Annotated in this window: 17 protein-coding genes; 7 read left to right on the forward strand and 10 right to left on the reverse strand. The window is 68.3% G+C overall.

Features of this window, described 5'->3' with window-relative positions; translation table 11 throughout:
* Position 1: 1 nt before the first annotated feature.
* From QE452_RS11600 to QE452_RS11615, 4 genes are all read right to left on the reverse strand, one after another.
* The gene (locus QE452_RS11600) at positions 2 to 784 is read right to left on the reverse strand and encodes an enoyl-CoA hydratase-related protein (RefSeq protein WP_309657711.1); all 783 of its coding nucleotides are present in this window, start codon (positions 782 to 784) and stop codon (positions 2 to 4) included.
* Complete coding sequence (gene mce / locus QE452_RS11605) at positions 781 to 1,200, reverse strand: methylmalonyl-CoA epimerase (RefSeq protein ID WP_309657710.1); 420 nt, start codon at positions 1,198 to 1,200, stop codon at positions 781 to 783. Before mce ends, QE452_RS11600 begins: the two co-directional genes overlap by 4 nt.
* A gap of 81 nt (positions 1,201 to 1,281) precedes the next feature.
* The gene (locus QE452_RS11610) at positions 1,282 to 1,551 is read right to left on the reverse strand and encodes a GIY-YIG nuclease family protein (RefSeq protein WP_405052764.1); all 270 of its coding nucleotides are present in this window, start codon (positions 1,549 to 1,551) and stop codon (positions 1,282 to 1,284) included.
* 181 nt (positions 1,552 to 1,732) lie between these two features.
* Complete coding sequence (locus tag QE452_RS11615) at positions 1,733 to 3,259, reverse strand: acyl-CoA carboxylase subunit beta (RefSeq protein WP_309657709.1); 1,527 nt, start codon at positions 3,257 to 3,259, stop codon at positions 1,733 to 1,735.
* Between the two features lie 114 nt (positions 3,260 to 3,373).
* On the opposite strand from QE452_RS11615, the gene QE452_RS11620 reads away from it, so the two are divergent.
* The 4 genes from QE452_RS11620 to QE452_RS11635 all read left to right on the forward strand — a co-directional run bounded on the left by QE452_RS11620 (position 3,374) and on the right by QE452_RS11635 (position 8,451).
* Complete coding sequence (locus tag QE452_RS11620) at positions 3,374 to 4,720, forward strand: short-chain fatty acyl-CoA regulator family protein (protein ID WP_309657708.1); 1,347 nt, start codon at positions 3,374 to 3,376, stop codon at positions 4,718 to 4,720.
* A 16-nt stretch (positions 4,721 to 4,736) separates the two neighbouring features.
* Complete coding sequence (locus tag QE452_RS11625; RefSeq protein WP_309657707.1) at positions 4,737 to 6,026, forward strand: Gfo/Idh/MocA family oxidoreductase; 1,290 nt, start codon at positions 4,737 to 4,739, stop codon at positions 6,024 to 6,026.
* A gap of 338 nt (positions 6,027 to 6,364) precedes the next feature.
* Positions 6,365 to 7,078 carry a trehalose-phosphatase gene (gene otsB, locus QE452_RS11630; RefSeq protein WP_309730068.1) on the forward strand — a complete coding sequence of 238 codons (714 nt, stop codon included), beginning with the start codon at positions 6,365 to 6,367 and terminating at the stop codon, positions 7,076 to 7,078.
* Positions 7,075 to 8,451, forward strand: a complete 1,377-nt coding sequence (locus QE452_RS11635; RefSeq protein ID WP_309657705.1) for a trehalose-6-phosphate synthase — start codon at positions 7,075 to 7,077, stop codon at positions 8,449 to 8,451. The genes otsB and QE452_RS11635 overlap by 4 nt, the downstream gene beginning before the upstream one ends.
* A gap of 7 nt (positions 8,452 to 8,458) precedes the next feature.
* Here the strand turns inward: QE452_RS11635 and QE452_RS11640 are convergent, their stop codons facing one another.
* The 4 genes from QE452_RS11640 to dnaK form a co-directional block, all read right to left on the reverse strand.
* The gene (locus tag QE452_RS11640) at positions 8,459 to 9,532 is read right to left on the reverse strand and encodes a mechanosensitive ion channel domain-containing protein (protein WP_309657704.1); all 1,074 of its coding nucleotides are present in this window, start codon (positions 9,530 to 9,532) and stop codon (positions 8,459 to 8,461) included.
* A 234-nt stretch (positions 9,533 to 9,766) separates the two neighbouring features.
* The gene (locus tag QE452_RS11645) at positions 9,767 to 10,186 is read right to left on the reverse strand and encodes a hypothetical protein (RefSeq protein WP_309657703.1); all 420 of its coding nucleotides are present in this window, start codon (positions 10,184 to 10,186) and stop codon (positions 9,767 to 9,769) included.
* 34 nt (positions 10,187 to 10,220) lie between these two features.
* Entirely contained in the window at positions 10,221 to 11,345 is a 1,125-nt protein-coding gene (gene dnaJ / locus QE452_RS11650) for a molecular chaperone DnaJ (protein WP_309657702.1), read from the reverse strand.
* Positions 11,346 to 11,423: 78 nt separating this feature from the next.
* Positions 11,424 to 13,337: a molecular chaperone DnaK gene (gene dnaK, locus QE452_RS11655; protein ID WP_309657701.1), complete on the reverse strand. Its 1,914-nt coding sequence runs from the start codon at positions 13,335 to 13,337 to the stop codon at positions 11,424 to 11,426.
* Positions 13,338 to 13,511: 174 nt separating this feature from the next.
* Here dnaK and QE452_RS11660 point away from each other — a divergent pair, with 174 nt between their 5' ends.
* Both QE452_RS11660 and QE452_RS11665 read left to right on the forward strand, forming a co-directional pair.
* Positions 13,512 to 13,991 (forward strand): copper chaperone PCu(A)C, encoded by a 480-nt coding sequence (locus QE452_RS11660; protein ID WP_309657700.1) that lies wholly within the window; start codon positions 13,512 to 13,514, stop codon positions 13,989 to 13,991.
* A gap of 47 nt (positions 13,992 to 14,038) precedes the next feature.
* Positions 14,039 to 14,458: a vgr related protein gene (locus QE452_RS11665; RefSeq protein ID WP_309658116.1), complete on the forward strand. Its 420-nt coding sequence runs from the start codon at positions 14,039 to 14,041 to the stop codon at positions 14,456 to 14,458.
* Positions 14,459 to 14,467: 9 nt separating this feature from the next.
* Here the strand turns inward: QE452_RS11665 and QE452_RS11670 are convergent, their stop codons facing one another.
* Both QE452_RS11670 and QE452_RS11675 read right to left on the reverse strand, forming a co-directional pair.
* Positions 14,468 to 15,409 carry a rhodanese-related sulfurtransferase gene (locus QE452_RS11670; protein WP_309657699.1) on the reverse strand — a complete coding sequence of 314 codons (942 nt, stop codon included), beginning with the start codon at positions 15,407 to 15,409 and terminating at the stop codon, positions 14,468 to 14,470.
* Positions 15,406 to 16,632 carry a threonine synthase gene (locus QE452_RS11675; protein ID WP_309657698.1) on the reverse strand — a complete coding sequence of 409 codons (1,227 nt, stop codon included), beginning with the start codon at positions 16,630 to 16,632 and terminating at the stop codon, positions 15,406 to 15,408. Before QE452_RS11675 ends, QE452_RS11670 begins: the two co-directional genes overlap by 4 nt.
* A gap of 231 nt (positions 16,633 to 16,863) precedes the next feature.
* On the opposite strand from QE452_RS11675, the gene QE452_RS11680 reads away from it, so the two are divergent.
* The gene (locus QE452_RS11680; RefSeq protein WP_309657697.1) at positions 16,864 to 18,027 is read left to right on the forward strand and encodes a glycosyltransferase; all 1,164 of its coding nucleotides are present in this window, start codon (positions 16,864 to 16,866) and stop codon (positions 18,025 to 18,027) included.
* Positions 18,028 to 18,046: the final 19 nt, after the last annotated feature.

Here is an 18,046-nt window from a genome sequence, read left to right on the forward strand (position 1 = left end):
ATCAGGCGCCACGGAACACCGGCGCGCGCTTTTCGAGGAAGGCGCGGCCGCCCTCGCTCGCATCGACGGTGTCGCGCATCGCGCGCTGGTTCTCCGCCTCCAGCGCCATGGCGGCCGCATAGTCGCCCTCATAGCCGGCGAGCAGCTGGCGCCGGATCGCGCCATAGGCTCGGGTCGGCCCGGCGGCGAGCCGCTGCGCCAGCGACATCGCCTCGCGCTCCAGCATATCGTCGGCGACGATGCGGTGGATCATCCCCCATTCAAAGGCCTTGGCCGCCAGTACCCGCTCGCCGAGCATCATCATCTCGGTCGCGCGCGCCTTGCCGATCAGGCGCGGCAGCATCCACGACGCGCCGCCATCGGGCACCAGGCCGATATTGACGAAGGCCTGGAGGAAATAGGCGGTGTCGCTGGCGACGCAGAAATCGGCGGCCAGCGCCAGGCTGCACCCGATCCCCGCCGCCGCGCCCCGCACCGCGCTGACCACCGGCACGTCGAGCGCCGCGATCCGGGCCAGCGCCGGATTATAGCTGCGGGTCAGCGCGGCGAAGGTCGCCTCGCCCGGATTGGCCGCGTTCAGCGCCCCGCCGCCGACATCGGCCCCGGCGCAAAAGGCACGGCCGGCACCCTGGATCAGCACGGCGCGCGCATCCTCCACCCGGTCGAGCGCGGCGGTGATTGCCTCGAACATGGCGGGCGGCGCGGCGTTCAGCCGGTCGGGCCGGTCGAGCGTCAGGCACAGCACGTCGCCCTGCCGGTCGGTGCGGATCAGCATCTCGGTCATCCATGCTCCTCGGGCGTTTCCATCAGTTCGATCAGCACCCCGCCCATGTCGCGCGGATGGACGAAGACGATCGGCGTGCCATGCGCGCCGATGCGCGGCGCCCCCAGCACGGTGGCGCCTTGGGCGGTCAGTTCGGCGATCGCGGCGTGGATGTCCGCCACCTCGAAGCAGAGATGATGCTGCCCACCGGCTGGGTTCTTGCGGAGGAAGCCCGCGATCGGCGACGCATCGTCATAGGGCTGGATCAGCTCGATCTGCGTGTTGGGCGCGTCGATGAAGCACACCCGCACGCCCTGCGCCGGCAGGTCGAACGGTTCCCCGATCGCGGTCGCGCCGAGCAGGGTACGATAGGTTTCGACCGACGCATCGATCGACGGCGTCGCGATGCCGACATGGTTGAGGCGGCCCAGGGTCATCGCGTTCTACCGATCGATGCGGGCTTGGCTCTGGACGGCGTCTCTGCGCTCGCCATGACGATGGGCGGGACGGTCATGCTGCTATCCATGGGCCACCTGGTCGAACAGATCGGCCCAATCGGGGTTCATCCCCTCGATCAACGCCAGCTTCTTCGCGCGTGAGCCGCCCTTGATCTGCTTCTCGCGCAGGATCGCAGCCTCCATCGTGTCTGCCGCCTCGAACCAAACGAGCAGCTTGCATCCATATCGTTTGGTGAAGCCATCGGCGACACCGGTCCGGTGCTGCCAGGCTCGCTGACCCAGATTCGAGGTGACGCCGACATAGAGCGTGCCGTTGCGTCGATTGGCCATGATGTAGATTGCTGGCCGCCGCATCATTCGCCACCCCTCCCTACGCCCGTCATTGCGAGCGTAGCGAAGCAATCCAGCGTCCCGCGCGACGCTCTGGATGGCGTCGCTGCGCTCGCCATGACGGCCGTGGATGATCACTGGTCGTGTACCGCCAGAACCCCGTCGACCTGCCGCCGCCAGGTCACAACGGGATATTGTCATGCTTCTTCCACGGATTCTCCAGCGTCTTGTTCTTCAGCTTCCTGAGCCCCAGCGCGATGCGCCGCCGCGTGGAATGCGGCTGGATCACCTCGTCGATGAAGCCCTTGCCCGCCGCGACGAAGGGGTTGGCGAAGCGCGCCTCATATTCCGCCGTCCGCTCGGCGATCTCCTCGGGCGTCCTGCCCCGGAAGATGATCTCCACCGCGCCCTTGGCCCCCATCACCGCGATCTCGGCGGTCGGCCAGGCATAGTTGAGGTCACCGCGCAGATGCTTGGACGCCATCACGTCATAGGCGCCGCCATAGGCCTTGCGGGTGATGACGGTGATCTTGGGCACCGTGGCCTCGGCATAGGCGAAGAGCAGCTTCGCGCCATGTTTGATGATGCCGTTATGCTCCTGCGCGGTGCCGGGCAGGAAGCCGGGCACGTCGACGAAGGTGACGATCGGGATCTCGAACGCGTCGCAGAACCGCACGAAGCGCGCGGCCTTCTTGGAACTGTTGATGTCGAGCACACCCGCCAGCACCATCGGCTGGTTGGCGACGATCCCGATCGTCCGCCCCTCGATCCGGCCGAAGCCGGTGATGATGTTGGCGGCGTGCGCCGGCTGCGTCTCGAAGAAGTCGCCCTCGTCGACCACCTTCCGGATCAGCTCGTGCATGTCATAGGGCTGGCTGGCGCTGGCGGGGATCAGCGTGTCGAGACTGTCCTCGATCCGGTCCCACGCATCCGCCGTCGGCCGCTCCGGCACCGGCTCGCGGTTCGACAGCGGCAGGAAGTCGATGAAGTCGCGCGCCGCCAGCAAAGCCTCGATGTCATTGTCGAAGGCATTGTCCGCGACCGAGGTGCGGGTAGTGTGCGTGACCGCACCGCCCAGCGCCTCCTGGGTCACCACCTCGTTGGTCACCGTCTTCACCACATCGGGGCCGGTGACGAACATGTAGCTCGAATCCTTCACCATGAAGATGAAGTCGGTCATCGCCGGGCTGTACACCGCGCCGCCCGCACAGGGGCCCATAATGAGGGAAAGCTGCGGCACCACGCCCGAGGCCAGCACGTTGCGCTGGAACACCTCGGCATAGCCGCCGAGCGAGGCCACACCCTCCTGAATGCGGGCGCCGCCCGAATCGTTCAGGCCGATCACCGGCGCGCCGACCTTCAGCGCCATATCCATGATCTTGCAAATCTTCTGGGCATGGCGTTCCGATAGCGAACCGCCGAACACGGTGAAATCCTGGCTGAACACGAACACCAGCCGGCCGTTGATCGTCCCCGATCCGGTGACCACGCCGTCGCCGGGGATCCGCTGGTCCTGCATCCCGAAATCGGTGCAGTTATGCTCGACGAACATGTCGAGCTCCTCGAAGCTGCCCTCGTCAAGCAGCACGTCGAGTCGCTCGCGGGCAGTGAGCTTGCCCTTGGCGTGCTGGGCGGCGATCCGCTTCTCGCCGCCGCCCAGCTTCGCCGCCGCGCGCTTCGTCTCCAGCATTGCGATGGTCGACGTCATGGCAGTTCCTCTCGTTGCGGACACGGCGATCGACCTTGTGCCCCGCCGCGCGGCCTCAGGCAAATGTGAAGTTGCGAAGTTGCGAAGGATGGCCTTGCGAACTACACCGCCGCCATGGCCAGACTCTATGCCGGCGACCAGTTGCGCGCCCTCCGCCGCGCCGCCGGGCTCAATCAGCGGGCGATGGCGACGCGGCTCGGCCTGTCGGTCAGCTATCTGTCGCAGCTCGAAAGCGGCGAGCGACCGCTGACCGCCGCCGTCAGCGCGGCGCTCGCCCGCCATTATCCGCAGGCGCTGGCCGCGATCGAGGGGGCGGAGCCGGCGCGGCGGCTGGCCGCACTGGGCGCGGCGCTGGCCGATCCCGCCCTGCCCCCGCTGGAGGCGGAGGCGGCGGCGCGGCTGGCAGTCGAGCGGCCGGAGATCGCCGACCGGCTGATCGGGCTCCACGCCGCCAAGCGCGCGGCGGAGGAACGGCTGGCGCTGGCCGAGGAGACGCTGACCGCCGGCGGCTCCACCCGCCTGCCCTGGGAGGCGGTGCGCGACTGGTTTCACGAAGCGGGCAATTATATCGATCCGCTCGACCGGGCGGGCGAGGCGCGGGCCGGCGATGTCGAGGCGGCGCTGGCCGCGCATGGCGTGACCGTCCGCACCGATCCCGATCCGGAATCGCCGATCGCGCGCATGACCGGGCGCGACTTGGTGCTGAACGCCGCGCTGCCGCCGGAAAGCCGCCGCTTCCAGATCGCGCACCGGCTGGCGGCCGTGGCGCTCGCCGATCCGGTGGCGGCAATCGTGGCGGCGTCCGGGCTGGAGAGCGCGGAGGCGCGGCGGCTGCTGGCCGTCGGTCTCGCCAATTATGCGGCGGGGGCGATCCTGATGCCCTATGACCGGTTCCGGGCGGAGGCGCGGCGGTTGCGCCACGATATCGACCAATTGTCGCGCGCGTTCGGCGTCAGCTTCGAACAGGCCTGCCACCGGCTGTCCACCCTGCAACGGCCGGGGGCGGAGGGTGTCCCCTTCTATTTCTGCCGGGTCGACATGGCCGGCAACATCACCAAGCGGCATTCGGCGACGCGACTGCAATTCGCCCGCTTCGGCGGGGCCTGCCCGCTCTGGCATGTGCATGAGGCGGTGGCGATTCCCGACCGCATCCTGGTCCAGCTCGCCGAGACGCCGGACGGCGTCCGCTATGTCTCGATGGCCAAGGGGCTGGTGAAGCCCTCCGGCCGCTTCGCCCGCGCACCGCGCCGCTATGCGGTGGTGCTGGGGTGCGAGGCGGGCCATGCCGCCGACTTCGTCTATGCCGATGCGGTCGACCGCGCGGGGGCCGCGACGCCGATCGGCATCTCCTGCCGGCTCTGTCCCCGCCCCGATTGCGATCAGCGCGCCTTCCCGCCGGCGGACCGGCGCATTTCGGTGGAGCCGGATACGCGCCGGGTCGTTCCCTATCGCATTGTCTGAACAGGGAAGTTCACCGATGCCCGACGCAATCGATCGCCGCGTGATGCTGAAGATGGGCGGGGCCGCCGCCGGGCTGGTGCTGGGTGCCCGCGCCGCCGATGCCCAGACATTTCCCCCGCCCTCCGATGTCGATCGCGGCCGGGTCGAGAATGGCAAGGTGGTCTTCCCCGAATGGCGGGGCGAGGCCGATCCCAAATCGGCGCCGCCCCCGGCCCCGATGCCGCCCGAACAGCGGGTCGGCTTCGCGATCGTCGCGCTCGGTCGCCTGTCGCTGGAGGAGATCCTGCCCGCCTTTGCGGAGTGCAGGAAGGCGAAAGTCACGGCGCTGGTGTCGGGCAGTCCGGAGAAGCTGCGCACCGTCGCCGCGCAATATGGCATCGCGCCGGAGCATTGCTACGACTATGCCGGGTTCGACCGGCTCCGCGACGATCCCAGCGTCAAGGCGGTCTATATCGTCCTGCCCAACGGGATGCACCGCGAATATACCGAACGCGCCGCCCGCGCGGGCAAGCATGTGCTGTGCGAGAAGCCGATGGCGACCTCGTCCAAGGATGCGCGCGCGATGGTCGCGGCCTGCGACAAGGCGGGCGTCAAGCTGATGATCGCCTATCGCATCCAATATGAGCCGTATAACCAGCGCGCCCGTCGCTTCGTGCAGGAGGGGAATTTCGGCCGGCTGGTCGCCGCGTCGATGACCAACACCCAGACGGTCGCCCCCGACGGCGCGAAGCAGTGGCGGCACAAGCGAGTGCAATCGGGCGGCGGCTCGCTGCCCGATATCGGCCTCTACTGCATCAACACCGCCCGTTTCCTGACCGCGCAGGAACCGGTCGAGGTCGTCGCGCACCAATATTCGCCGCCGGGCGACCCCCGCTATGCCGAGGTGGAGGAGACGGTTTCGTTCACCTTATGTTTCCCGGGGGAAACCTATGTGCAATGCCTGACCAGCTATGGCGCGCGCGACAACAAGGCGCAGACGTTGAACTTCGCCCGCGCGACGCTGGAGATGCCCAAGGCCTATCAATATCGCGGCCAGCAGATGTACATCGCCCAGAACCAGGGCGAGCTGGACGAGCGCCAGCAGGTCAACATCCCGCCCAAGAACCAGTTCGCCGAGGAGATCGACCATATGGCCGACTGCATCCTCGCCGATCGCAAGCCCCGCACCCCGGGCGAGGAAGGCGTGCAGGACCATGTCGTCATGGAAGCGATCTACGAGAGCGCCCGCACCGGCAAGCCGGTGAAGCTGGCGGCGGTCAGCGGCAAGGATGCCTTCCGGGGGCCGATGCCGCCGTCCGAGGCGTAGACGGCCGGCGCGCGACGGGTCGACATGCTTCCCGTCCGAGGCGACCATCGCCCATCCGCCCGGCACATGCGCATGGTGCTGGTGCTCCTGCGAAGGCAGGAGCCCAGGGCCAAGCAGGACGATGCCTGATGATATGCGGGACTCGGCGCTTCCGCCCTCAAAGGAGCACCGAAGAACGTCGCCGCACGCCCGCCTGAAAATCCTTTCTTCGTCGCGACTTCGCGGTTTTTGGCGGAATCCGGCGTCGCGGAACCCGTCAAAGGCCGGAACATGGCCCCATGGCAACGGGTTCCTGTGCCATGGTCAACGATCTTGCCCCACCGCCGCTGCCGGACCCCATGTCCGTCAGCCTCTTCCTCGATTTCGACGGCACCCTAGTCGACCTGGCCCCCACCCCCGATACGGTGGTGGTCGATGATGGGCTCGGCATGCTGCTCGGCCGGCTGGCGACCGCGATGCCGGGCCGCGTCGCGATCGTCAGCGGTCGATCGATCGCGCAGCTCGACGGGTTCCTGCACCGCCATCTCGAACAGGTCGCCGTCGCCGGCAGCCATGGCGCCGAACGACGCACCCCCGCCGGCGGCCATGTGACGCCGCCACGCTCCGAGGCGCTGGAGGCCGCCTGCGCCGAACTGCGCGCTTATGCCGATCTGGAGGGTTTGCTGTTCGAGGCCAAGTCGCTCGGCGCGTCGCTCCACTTCCGCCAGCATCCCGAGCGCGAGGCCGATGCGGTGGCGATGGCGGAACGGGTCGCGCAGCAATTCGGCCTCCACGCCAATCGCGGCAAGATGATGGTCGAGGTCCGCCTGCCCGGCGACAAGGGCGAGGCGGTGCGGTCGCTGCTGGACGACCCGGCGATGCAGGGCAGCAAACCCTGGTTCTTCGGCGACGACCGGACGGACGAGGACGGCTTCGCCGCCGCGCAGGGCCTGGGCGGCGCGGGCGTGCTGGTCGACGATCCGCGCGAGACGCAGGCCCGCTACCGGTTGAGCGGCGTCGCGGCGATGCGCGACTGGCTGACCGCCCTCGCCGACAAGGCGGGTGCCGCATGAGCCGGCTGATCGTCATCTCCAACCGCGTCGCCGTGCCGCAAAAGGGCGCCAGCGCCAATCAGGGCGGGCTGGCGGTGGCGCTGCAATCGGCGCTGCGCGAACATGGCGGCCTGTGGTTCGGCTGGTCGGGCGACACGTGCGAGACGTTCGACGGCACCATTCACCGCGCCGAGGGCGATGGCGTCAACACCGCGACGATCGATCTCGAAGAACAGGATATCGACGAATATTATAACGGCTTCGCCAACCGCACGCTCTGGCCCCTCTTTCACTACCGGATCGACCTGACCGAGTTCGAACGCGATTTCGAGGGCGGCTACCAGCGCGTCAACGGCCGCTTCGCCGACACGGTGATGCCGCTGATCGAGGAGCCGGACCTGGTCTGGGTCCATGACTATCACCTGATCCCGCTGGGCCAGATGATGCGGCGGCGGGGGATGCGCAATCGCATCGGCTTCTTCCTCCATACGCCCTGGCCGCCGACCCGGCTGCTGACCGCGCTGCCCAGCCACCGCAAGCTGGTCGACTCGCTCTTCGCCTATGACGTGGTCGGCTTCCACACCGCGGACTGGCTCGACAGCTTCCAGCATTATGTCACCAGCATCATGGGCGGCACGGTGGACGGCGACATCGTGTCGGCGGGCGGTCGCACGATCCGCGCGATCGTCGCGCCGATCGGCATCGACACCGCCGAGTTCGAGGCGGCGGCGCAATCGCCCGAGGCGAATTTCGCGCGCGACCGCATGTTCATGTCGGCCACCGGGCGCAGCCTGCTGGTCGGCGTCGACCGGCTGGATTATTCCAAGGGCCTGCGCCAGCGATTCCTGGGTTACGACCGGTTCCTGGCCAACCATCCCGACCGGCGCGGGCTGACCAGCTTCCTCCAGATCGCGCCGCCCAGCCGCGAGAAGGTCGACACCTATCAGGAGATCCGGTCCGATCTCGATGCGCTGTCCGGGCGGATCAACGGCGAATATGCCGATATCGACTGGACGCCGATCCGCTACGTCAATCACGGCTATCCGCGCGAGGAACTGGCGGGCATCTACCGCGCCGCCCATATTGCGCTGGTCACGCCGTTGCGCGACGGCATGAACCTGGTCGCCAAGGAATACGTCGCGGCGCAGGACCCGGACGATCCCGGCGTGCTGGTGCTGTCCGTCTTCGCCGGCGCGGCGGCGCAGATGCGCGAGGCGGTGCTGGTCAATCCGTACAGCGCCGAAGAGATGGCGGACGCGATCGTCACCGCCCTGTCCATGCCGCGCGAGGAGCGTATCCGCCGTTGGCAGGTGCTGATCGAAGGGGTGCGGCGCGAGGACGTGTTCTGGTGGTGCCGCCTGTTCCTCGACACGCTGCAAGCGGCGGGCGAATAGGCCCGCCTCAGCCGCCCGCCCGCTGGGGGAGTTCCACGCGGGCGCGCGGCATCGCCTCCGGCATCTCGCGCCGGATATAGTCGAGCACCGACTCGCGCACCTCGCAGCGCAGGTCGAAGGCGATCGAGGCGTTGCGGGCCGTCATCAGCCCGCGAATCTCGATCGCATCGGCCTTCACGTCCGTCACTTGGCAGTTCCAGAAGCGCTTGTCCCAGCGCTCGCTCGCCTCGACCGCGCGGCCGATGGCCTCCCGGATGCGCGCCACGTCCGCACCTGGATCGACATACCAGAAGACCGAGCCGAGCAGCTGGCTGGTCTCGCGCGTCCAGTTCTGAAAACTCTCCTCCAGGAACTTCGACACCGGCACCACCAGCCGGCGCTCGTCCCATAATTTGATGACGACGAAGGTGAGGCGGATTTCCTCGATCCGTCCCCATTCGCCGCCGACGATCACCACATCGTCGAGCCGGATCGGCTCGGTAAAGGCCATCTGGACGCCGGCGATCAGGTTCTTGAGCGCGGGTTGCGCGGCGGCACCGACCACCAGGCCGGCAATGCCCGCCGAGGCCATCAGCGTCACCCCGATCGACCGGATGCCCGGTACGCTCAGCAGCATCAGGCAGATGGTGACGAAGGCGATGGCGAAGCTGCCGATCCGCCCCAGGATGGTCGCGCGTGTCCGCTTGCGCCGCGCGGCGAGATTGTCCTCGACGCTGATGTCGGCGCGCAGTTCGACCAGGCGCTGCGTCGCTTGCAGCAGCCCCGCCGCCGTCCAGCCCAACAGCGCCGGGAAGCCGAAGCCGAGCAACCGCTCCCACAGGTCGCGCAGGTCGCGGTCCATCGGCAGGGCGCGCGCGACGAAGCTGACCGCGATGGCGACGAACAGCCATTGCAGCGGCCGGCGCACCTGCGCGACGACCAGCGTCCGCGCCTCTTTCCGCCGCCGGGTGCCGGCGCGCACCACCAGCCGCATCACCAGCGCATGGGCGAACAGCGCGAGCAGCACCGCGATCGACACGACCGCAACATTTTGCAGCCATGCCCAGTCGGCCGGCAGCCGAAACGAATGGATCAGGGTCATGCCGGGTCCAACCGCCATTCGCCATGGCGGTTCCGCTGCGGTGCAGCATGAGGATCGAGGTGGTTATCGGTCAGGGGGCGGATTTGATAGTTGGAACGGTTTGGTCATCCCGTTCCCCGGCGAAGGCCGGGGCCCAGTTGGGAAGGCTGTTGCAACGGAGCGCTGCACGTCGTCACCGGCATCCCCCAACTGGGCCCCGGCCTTCGCCGGGGAACAAGAGGGGGTGGAGGGGCGTCAGCGCGACCCGCAGTCCTCGCACCGTTGCGCCTCCGCATGATCCGGTTCGGGTCGAGCGTTTCGACGCCATCGCTGACCCAGAAACGGAAGACGCCCGAACCGCAGGCTCGCACCCGCCGCCAGACCCGCGATCATGAGGTCGATCAGGGTCGTGACTTCGAACGTCGCCGCCCAGCTCGCCAGTTCCGGCAGCGCCATGCCGGCCAGCGGCACGCTGTCCCGCCCCGCCAGCCAGGCCGTGGCCGGGATCAGGATCGCGACGATGACGAGCAGCGCGACATGGCCGCGTCCGATCCGGCCCAGCCACTCTGCGGGGCGAACGACCAGCCAGTGGCGGATCGCCACGGCGGCGGGGGTCGCGGGGGCGATCGCCATCATCGCCCATAAGCCGAGCAGCGCCAGCACGATCTCCGCCATGCGTCCCCCTGTCCGCCCGCCCCCGGGCATTGCGTCACTCGCCCGCGAACACACCCTTCAGCTTGGCGAAAAAGCCCTGGCTCGCCGGGCATTCGTCGCCCGTCTCCGTCTCGCGGAACAGTTCGAGCAATTCGCGCTGGCGCGTCGACAGCTTGGTCGGCGTCTCGACATCGATCTGCACGACCAGGTCACCTTGCCCGCGTCCCTGCAGGACCGGCATGCCCGCGCCGCGCTGGCGCAGTTGCTTGCCCGACTGGATGCCCGCCGGGATCTTGATCTCGTGCGTGCGGCCGTCCAGCCCGGGGATGGACAGCGATCCGCCCAGGGCCGCCGTGGTGAAGCTGATCGGCGCGCGCGCGAACAGCGACGTGCCCTCGCGCTCGAAGATCGCGTGGCGCTTCACATGCAGGAAGATGTAAAGGTCGCCGGCCGGTGCACCGCGCGGCCCCGCCTCTCCCTCGCCGGTCAGGCGGATGCGCGTGCCTTCGTCGACGCCGGGCGGGATGTTGACCTGCAATGTCTTGGTCTTGTCGACGCGGCCTTCACCCCGGCAGTCGCCGCACGGATCGGCGATCACCTGGCCCGATCCCTGGCAGACCGGGCAGGTCCGCTCGACCACGAAGAAGCCCTGCTGCGCGCGCACCTTGCCATGGCCGTTGCACTGGCGGCAGGTGGCGGCATGGGTGCCGGGCTTGGCGCCCGAGCCGTGGCAGGTGTCGCATTCGGCGGACACGTCGACCGTGATCTCGGTCTGCTTGCCGTGATAGGCCTCCTCCAGCGAGACATCCATGTCGTAGCGCAGGTCCGCGCCACGCCGGGCCTGCTGGCGACCGCCGCGCCCGCCCATGAATTCGCCGAAGACGCTTTCGAAGATGTCGGAAAAGCCGCTGAAATCCCCGGCCCCGGCATGGCCGCCACCGCCGCCGCCATTCTGGAAGGCGGCATGGCCGAACCGGTCATAGGCCGCGCGCTTCTGCGGGTCCTTCAGCACGTCATAGGCTTCGGACACGGCTTTGAACTTGGCCTCGGAATCCTTGCACCCGGCATTCTTGTCCGGATGATACTTCATCGCGAGCTTGCGATAGGACGACTTGATCGTCCCCGCATCCGCAGTGCGCTCGCATTCGAGCAGCTCGTAATAATCGATCTGGGTGCTCATGCGCGCCTCACAGGAAAGCGCCCCGCCAACCCGGACCGGCGAAGGCCGGCGGGTCGACGGGGCGCGATCGTCACTTCGTTACGCCTTGTGCGAGTCGTCGACTTCCGAGAACTCGGCGTCGACCACATCGTCGCCACCGGCCTGACCGCCGGTGGCCGCGCCGCCCGCGGGCGACGCCTCGGCCTGGGCCTGCTTCTCGTAGATCGCCTGGCCCAGCTTCATCGCGACCTGTGCGAGCGCCTGCGCCTTCTCGTTCATGCGCTCGACATCGCCGCTCTCGACCGCCGACTTGGCCTCGGCGACCGCCGCCTCGATCTCCGACTTCAGCGCCTCGTCGACCTTGTCGCCATTGTCGGCGAGCTGCCGCTCGGTGGTGTGGATTAGCGATTCGGCGTTGTTCTTCGCCTCCGCCGACGCACGACGCTTCTTGTCGTCCTCGGCGAACTGCTCCGCGTCGCGGACCATCTTGTCGATGTCGGCGTCCGACAGACCACCCGAGGCCTGGATGCGGATCTGCTGCTCCTTGCCCGTGCCCTTGTCCTTGGCGGACACGTTGACGATGCCGTTGGCGTCGATGTCGAACGTGACCTCGATCTGCGGCACGCCACGCGGCGCGGGCGGGATGCCGACCAGGTCGAACTGGCCGAGCATCTTGTTGTCCGCCGCCATCTCGCGCTCACCCTGGAACACGCGGATCGTCACCGCGCCCTGGTTGTCGTCGGCGGTCGAATAGGTCTGCGACTTCTTGGTCGGGATCGTCGTGTTGCGGTCGATCATGCGGGTGAACACGCCGCCCAGCGTCTCGATGCCCAGCGACAGCGGGGTCACGTCGAGCAGCAGCACGTCCTTCACGTCGCCCTGAAGCACGCCGGCCTGGATCGCCGCGCCCATCGCCACGACCTCGTCCGGGTTGACGCCGGTGTGCGGGTCCTTGCCGAAGAACGACTTCACCACTTCACGGACGCGCGGCATGCGGGTCATGCCGCCGACCAGCACCACTTCCGACACTTCGGATGCGGAGACGCCGGCATCGGCCAGCGCCTTCTTGCAGGGCTCCAGCGTACGCTTGATCAGGTCCTCGACCAGACGCTCCAGATCGGCGCGGGTGATGGTCTTCACCAGATGCTTCGGGCCGTTCTGGTCGGCGGTGATGAAGGGCAGGTTGACCTCGGTCGACTGGGCCGAGGACAGCTCGATCTTCGCCTTCTCGGCCGCTTCCTTCAGACGCTGGAGCGCCAGCTTGTCCTTGGTGAGGTCGATGCCCTCATCCTTCTTGAAGCCGTCGGCCAGATAATCGACGATCTTGTTGTCGAAATCCTCGCCGCCCAGGAAGGTATCGCCATTGGTGGCCTTCACCTCGAACACGCCGTCGCCGATCTCCAGGATCGACACGTCGAACGTGCCGCCGCCCAGATCGTAGACCGCGATGGTCTTGCCGTCCTGCTTCTCCAGGCCATAGGCGAGCGCCGCCGCCGTCGGCTCGTTGATGATGCGCAGCACTTCGAGACCCGCGATCTGGCCGGCGTCCTTGGTCGCCTGGCGCTGCGCGTCGTTGAAATAGGCCGGCACGGTGATGACCGCCTGCGTCACCGTCTCGCCCAGATAGGCCTCGGCGGTTTCCTTCATCTTCTGGAGCGTGAAGGCGCTGATCTGCGACGGGCTGTAATCCTTGCCGCCCGCCGTGACCCAGGCGTCGCCATTGCTGCCGCGCGCGATGGTGTAGGGGACCAGCTCGGTGTCCTTGCGGGTGACCGGATCGTCGAAACGACGGCCGATCAGGCGCTTCACCGCGAAGATGGTGTTGTCCGGGTTGGTGACCGCCTGACGCTTGGCGGGCTGGCCGATCAGTCGCTCGCCATCCCTGGCGAAGGCGACGATGGACGGGGTGGTACGTGCGCCCTCGGTGTTCTCGATCACCTTGGGCTTACCGCCCTCCATCACCGCAACGCAGCTGTTGGTGGTGCCGAGATCGATTCCGATTACTTTTGCCATGTGACGTTGATGCCCCTCATCAAACAAAAAGCATGGCGATCACGCCCCGTTACGGCAGCGCAATCGCTGGTTGATGGCGGCGATATAGGGGGGCATCGGCTTGCCGCAAGACGGGGTGGTCCGTAGAACACAACGACCGTTGCGGGAAAGCCGCACGACAATGGGACAGAAGCGATGAAACGGACGGACGCGAATCCGGTTGCACGCACGGCGACGCTGCTCTGTCTGGCCACGGCCCTGATGCTGCCCGCATGCGGCCGGCCGGACGAGGTGACGGTGGACAAGGCCTGGGTGCGCCTGCCCGCCGTGCCGGGGCGGCCGGCGGCGGGCTATGCGATCGTGCAGGGCAGCGACCGGCCGATGACGCTGCTGCGCGTCTCCGCCGACACCGCGATCCGCACCGAGATGCACGAGACGATGCGGAACGGCCGCATGACGTCGATGCGACCGCTGGAGAGCCTGTCCCTGCCCGCCAGGGGCGAGATCGATTTCGAGCCCGGCGGCCGTCACCTGATGCTGTTCGGCATCAACCCCAGCGTGAAGCCGGGCGGCACGATGGTCCTGACCTTCAACTTCGGCGACGGCACCCGCGTCTCGCGAAAGGCGATGGTGGTCGCGGCGGGGGATGATGCGGGGGACAGCGGGGCGAAGTGACGGGCGACCGCCCCCTCACCCCCGCCGAAACGGCGCTCGCCGCCGCGATGTTCGGTGATGCGATCGATTATGGACGGGTTCGGCTGGCCAAACGCAAATGGGCCTTCTTCCAGCCGAAGGACGTGGTCATGGCGCCGCGCGGTTGCATCCACTTCCACCCCAAAGGCCAGCTCTGGTGCGAGGATTTCGGGGCCGCGCATGTCACCGCGCAGGGGCTGTTCCTGCATGAGATGACGCATGTCTGGCAGCATCAGCGCGGGATCAACCTGATGCTGCGCCGCCATCCCTTCTGCCGCTATGATTATGGCTTCCGGCCCGGCGTCACCCTGCCCCGCTACGGCATCGAGCAGCAGGCGGAGATCGTCCGCCATGCCTTCCTGCTCCGTCGCGGGCTGGTCGTGCCGGGTGCGCCGCCGCTCGCGCAATATGAGAGCTTGCTGCCGTTCCGGGGCACGCCGACCGTCTGACCGCCGTCGTCAGGCAGGGTCGTCGTCCCGCACCCGCCCGGGCTGCACCGCGCCGACATGCGCCTGCCCCCGTTCGGCGGCGAGTTGGGCCTGGCGATGGCGCTCCGCATAGCCGGCACGCTGTTCCTCGCTGCGGGTGGCATGGCAGCGCGGGCAGCTCACCCCCTCCTCATAGAGCGGCGAGGCGCGATCGGCCGTGCTGACCGGCATCCGGCAGGCGCGGCACAGCCCATGGCTGCCCGGTGCCAGGCCATGGCCGACCGCGACGCGCTCGTCGAACACGAAACATTCGCCCTGCCAGCGGCTGTCCTCCGCCGGCATGTCCTCCAGATAGCGCAGGATGCCGCCGTCCAGATGGTGGACATCCTCGAACCCCTCGCGCTTGAGATAGGCGGTCGCCTTCTCGCAGCGGATGCCGCCGGTGCAGAACATCGCCACGCGCCGCCCGGCCAGCCGATCGCGATTGGCGGCGACCCAGGCGGGAAAGTCGCGGAAGCTGGCGGTCTCGGGATCGACCGCGCCGGCGAAGCTGCCGACCGCGACCTCGTAATCGTTGCGCGTGTCGATCACCACCGTCTCGGGATCGTCGATCAGCGCGTTCCAGTCGGCCGGCGCGACATAGGTGCCGACCTCGTCCAGCGGATCGATATCGGCGACGCCCATCGTCACGATCTCGCGCTTCAGCCGCACCTTCAGCCGGTGGAAGGGCATGGCATCGGCGACCGCGAATTTCGGCTGCAACCCGGCGCATCCGGGCAGCGCGCGGATCGTCGCCAGCATCCGGTCGATCGCCTCGGGCGGGCCGGCGATGGTGCCGTTGATCCCCTCGCCCGCGACCAGCAGCGTGCCCCGGATTCCCGCCGCCTCGGCCGCCGCGTGGAGATGCGCGCGGATCGCCGCCGGATCGTCGAACCGGGCGAAGCGGTAAAGCGCCGCGATGCGGATCGTCATAGCGCGTCGAAGTCGATCGCCGCATGCCGGTCGAGCGTGCGCGGCGCGGGCGGCATCGGATATTTCAGGCCGGTGGCGCAGTTGAACAGCACCACCCGCTCCTCCTCGTCGACCTCGCCGGTGCGCAGCGCCTCGCGATAGGCGGCCAGCGTCGCGCCGCCCTCGGGACAGAGCAGCAGGCCGTCGCGGCGCGCGCAATCGTCCACCGCCTGCAGGATCGCCGGATCGCCGACGCCCAGCGCCTTGCCGCCGCTCGCGCGCACCGCACGCAGGATCAGGAAGTCGCCGACCGCGCGCGGCACGCGGATGCCCGCCGCCACCGTTTCCGCATCCTCCCAGCGCTCGGCATGTTCCTCGCCCGCCTCGAAGGCGCGGACGATCGGCGCGCAGCCCGACGCCTGCACGGCGTACATGCGCGGCCGCTTGGGCCCGATCCAGCCCAGCGCCTCCAGTTCGTCGAACGCCTTCCACATGCCGATCAGGCCGGTGCCGCCGCCGGTCGGATAGAAGATCGCATCGGGCAATTCCCAGCCGAACTGCGCGGCCAGCTCCAGCCCCATCGTCTTCTTGCCCTCGATCCGATAGGGCTCTTTCAGCGTCGAGAAGTCGAACCAGCGCCCCTCCGCCGCCCCCTTGCCGACGATCGCGCCGCAATCGTCGATCAGGCCGTTGACCCGCCACACCCGCGCGCCCTGCATCGCGATCTCGCGGACATTCACCTCGGGCGTGTCCTCGGGGCAGAAGACGATCGTCTCGATCCCGACGCGCGACGCATAGGCGGCCAGCGCCGCGCCGGCATTGCCGTTGGTCGGCATGGCGATGCGGGTGACGCCCAGTTCCTTGGCCATCGCCACCGCCATCACCAGCCCGCGCGCCTTGAAGCTGCCGGTCGGCAACCGCCCCTCATCCTTCACCAGCACATTGCCGCCGCCGCCGCTGTTGGGGATCGACACCAGCGGCGTCTCGATCTCGCCCAGGCTGACCACGTCGCGCGTGTGGCGCACCGGCAGCAGCTCGCGCCAGCGCCACAGATCGGTCGGCCGCGCCGTCAGCGCGTCGCGCGACAGCGCCGCCCCCGCCGCCGCCAAGTCGTAGCGGACCAGCAGCGGCCGGCCGACGCGCGACAGGCCATGCAGCCGATCCGCGTCATAGCGTTCGCCGGTCATGGAACATTCGAGATGGGTGACGAAGGTCGGGCGATCGGCGATCAGGTTGTGCGACATCCTGTATTCCTTAGCGCAATCGCGACCGGAGAGACAAATCCCGTCCCGCTCGGCAAGGGCACCGACCACCCTGCCGGTCCGATCGGTATCGGCCCGGGTGCGCAGGCGGCGGTAGACGAAGCCCCGACCTCTATGGCAGGTTAGGACATCGTCACCGGCGAGCTCATGATTCGGGAATATGACAGGATCGACCGTCTCCCGAACTGATCGCGACCTTCAAGGAATATCGTTTTGACGCGAACGCTGGTGGTGCTGCCGAGTGTATCGGCAGTTCCGGAGGGTGATGCCCTGTTCCTCGATCGCAAGGCGGTGGAGGGGCTCCAGGCCTATGCCCGGCTATGGCCCGGCCCGGTGCGCTGCGCGATGCGGGCCGGGCAGCGGCACGACATCGCCTTCGGATCGCTCTATCGGCCGCAGGACCTGCCGGTCGAGATCCGCGTCATCGGCCAGGACGCGCTGGCCGAGCCCGGCCTGTTCGACGACACGGCGGTGATCATGGCGGCGGGCGACATCCATGTGGACTTCGCGCTGGCCGGTGCGGTGTCCGCGCCCCTCGTCTATATCATCGAATATACGCTCGCCACGCGGTTGCGCATCAACCGGCTGTATAACGGCCTGTCGGTGCAGATGGCCAAGTCGGGCGTGTGGACGATCGGCATGGAGCGGCGGCGGCGGCGCGCCTTTGCGCGGTCGCAGGGCTTGCAGTGCAACGGCACCCCCGCCTTCAACGCCTATCGCCGGCTCACTCCGGCCCCCCTGCTCTATCTGGACACGCGCACCAGCGACGCCAAGCAGATCGGGGCGGAGGCGCTGGCCGAAAAGCATCGCCAGATGCGGGCGGGCGGGCCGTTGCGGATTGCCTTTTCCGGCCGGCTGGAGCGGATGAAGGGGGCCGACCATCTGTTGCCGGTGGCCGACGCACTGGTCCGCGCCGGGCTGGACTTCACGCTCGACGTCTATGGCGATGGTGATCTGCGCGCCGGCATGGCGGCGCGGATCGCGGCGACGGGTCTGGGGAACCGGGTGACGCTGCACGGCCCGGTGCCGTTCGAGGAGGCGTTGATCCCGGCGATGATCGCCCGGACCGACCTGTTCCTCTGCTGCCACCGCCAGTCGGACCCATCCTGCACCTATATGGAAACGCTGAGCTGCGGCGTGCCGATCGTCGGCTATAACAACGCCGCGTTTCGCGGCATCACCCGGTTGGGCGAGATCGGGCTGCGGGTCCCGATGGATTCGGTGGACGGCGCGGCGGCGGCGATCATCAGCCTGTCGAACGATCGGGCGCGGCTGGTGGCGCTTTCCACCAACGCCGCCGCCCTCGGCCGGGAGCATAGTTTCGAGCGCGAGTTCGAGCGGCGCATCGACCATCTGCGCCAGGTGGCGGGGCTTTAGTCCGCGGCACGGACCACCG

Origin of the sequence: Sphingomonas sp. SORGH_AS_0438, from assembly GCF_031453475.1 — a bacterium.
Taxonomy (GTDB): Bacteria; Pseudomonadota; Alphaproteobacteria; order Sphingomonadales; family Sphingomonadaceae; genus Sphingomonas.

Excerpts from the sequence above, each read along its gene's own strand:
- QE452_RS11635 (WP_309657705.1), top strand. The coding sequence starts at position 7,075 with ATGAGCCGGCTGATCGTCATCTCCAACCGCGTCGCCGTGCCGCAAAAG.
- otsB (WP_309730068.1), top strand. The coding sequence starts at position 6,365 with ATGTCCGTCAGCCTCTTCCTCGATTTCGACGGCACCCTAGTCGACCTG.
- QE452_RS11675 (WP_309657698.1), bottom strand. The coding sequence starts at position 16,632 with ATGTCGCACAACCTGATCGCCGATCGCCCGACCTTCGTCACCCATCTC.
- QE452_RS11660 (WP_309657700.1), top strand. The coding sequence starts at position 13,512 with ATGAAACGGACGGACGCGAATCCGGTTGCACGCACGGCGACGCTGCTC.
- QE452_RS11600 (WP_309657711.1), bottom strand. The coding sequence starts at position 784 with ATGACCGAGATGCTGATCCGCACCGACCGGCAGGGCGACGTGCTGTGC.
- QE452_RS11665 (WP_309658116.1), top strand. The coding sequence starts at position 14,039 with ATGTTCGGTGATGCGATCGATTATGGACGGGTTCGGCTGGCCAAACGC.
- QE452_RS11670 (WP_309657699.1), bottom strand. The coding sequence starts at position 15,409 with ATGACGATCCGCATCGCGGCGCTTTACCGCTTCGCCCGGTTCGACGAT.
- QE452_RS11645 (WP_309657703.1), bottom strand. The coding sequence starts at position 10,186 with ATGGCGGAGATCGTGCTGGCGCTGCTCGGCTTATGGGCGATGATGGCG.
- dnaJ (WP_309657702.1), bottom strand. The coding sequence starts at position 11,345 with ATGAGCACCCAGATCGATTATTACGAGCTGCTCGAATGCGAGCGCACT.
- mce (WP_309657710.1), bottom strand. The coding sequence starts at position 1,200 with ATGACCCTGGGCCGCCTCAACCATGTCGGCATCGCGACGCCGTCGATC.
- QE452_RS11620 (WP_309657708.1), top strand. The coding sequence starts at position 3,374 with ATGGCCAGACTCTATGCCGGCGACCAGTTGCGCGCCCTCCGCCGCGCC.
- QE452_RS11610 (WP_405052764.1), bottom strand. The coding sequence starts at position 1,551 with ATGGCCAATCGACGCAACGGCACGCTCTATGTCGGCGTCACCTCGAAT.
- QE452_RS11640 (WP_309657704.1), bottom strand. The coding sequence starts at position 9,532 with ATGACCCTGATCCATTCGTTTCGGCTGCCGGCCGACTGGGCATGGCTG.
- QE452_RS11625 (WP_309657707.1), top strand. The coding sequence starts at position 4,737 with ATGCCCGACGCAATCGATCGCCGCGTGATGCTGAAGATGGGCGGGGCC.
- QE452_RS11615 (WP_309657709.1), bottom strand. The coding sequence starts at position 3,259 with ATGACGTCGACCATCGCAATGCTGGAGACGAAGCGCGCGGCGGCGAAG.
- dnaK (WP_309657701.1), bottom strand. The coding sequence starts at position 13,337 with ATGGCAAAAGTAATCGGAATCGATCTCGGCACCACCAACAGCTGCGTT.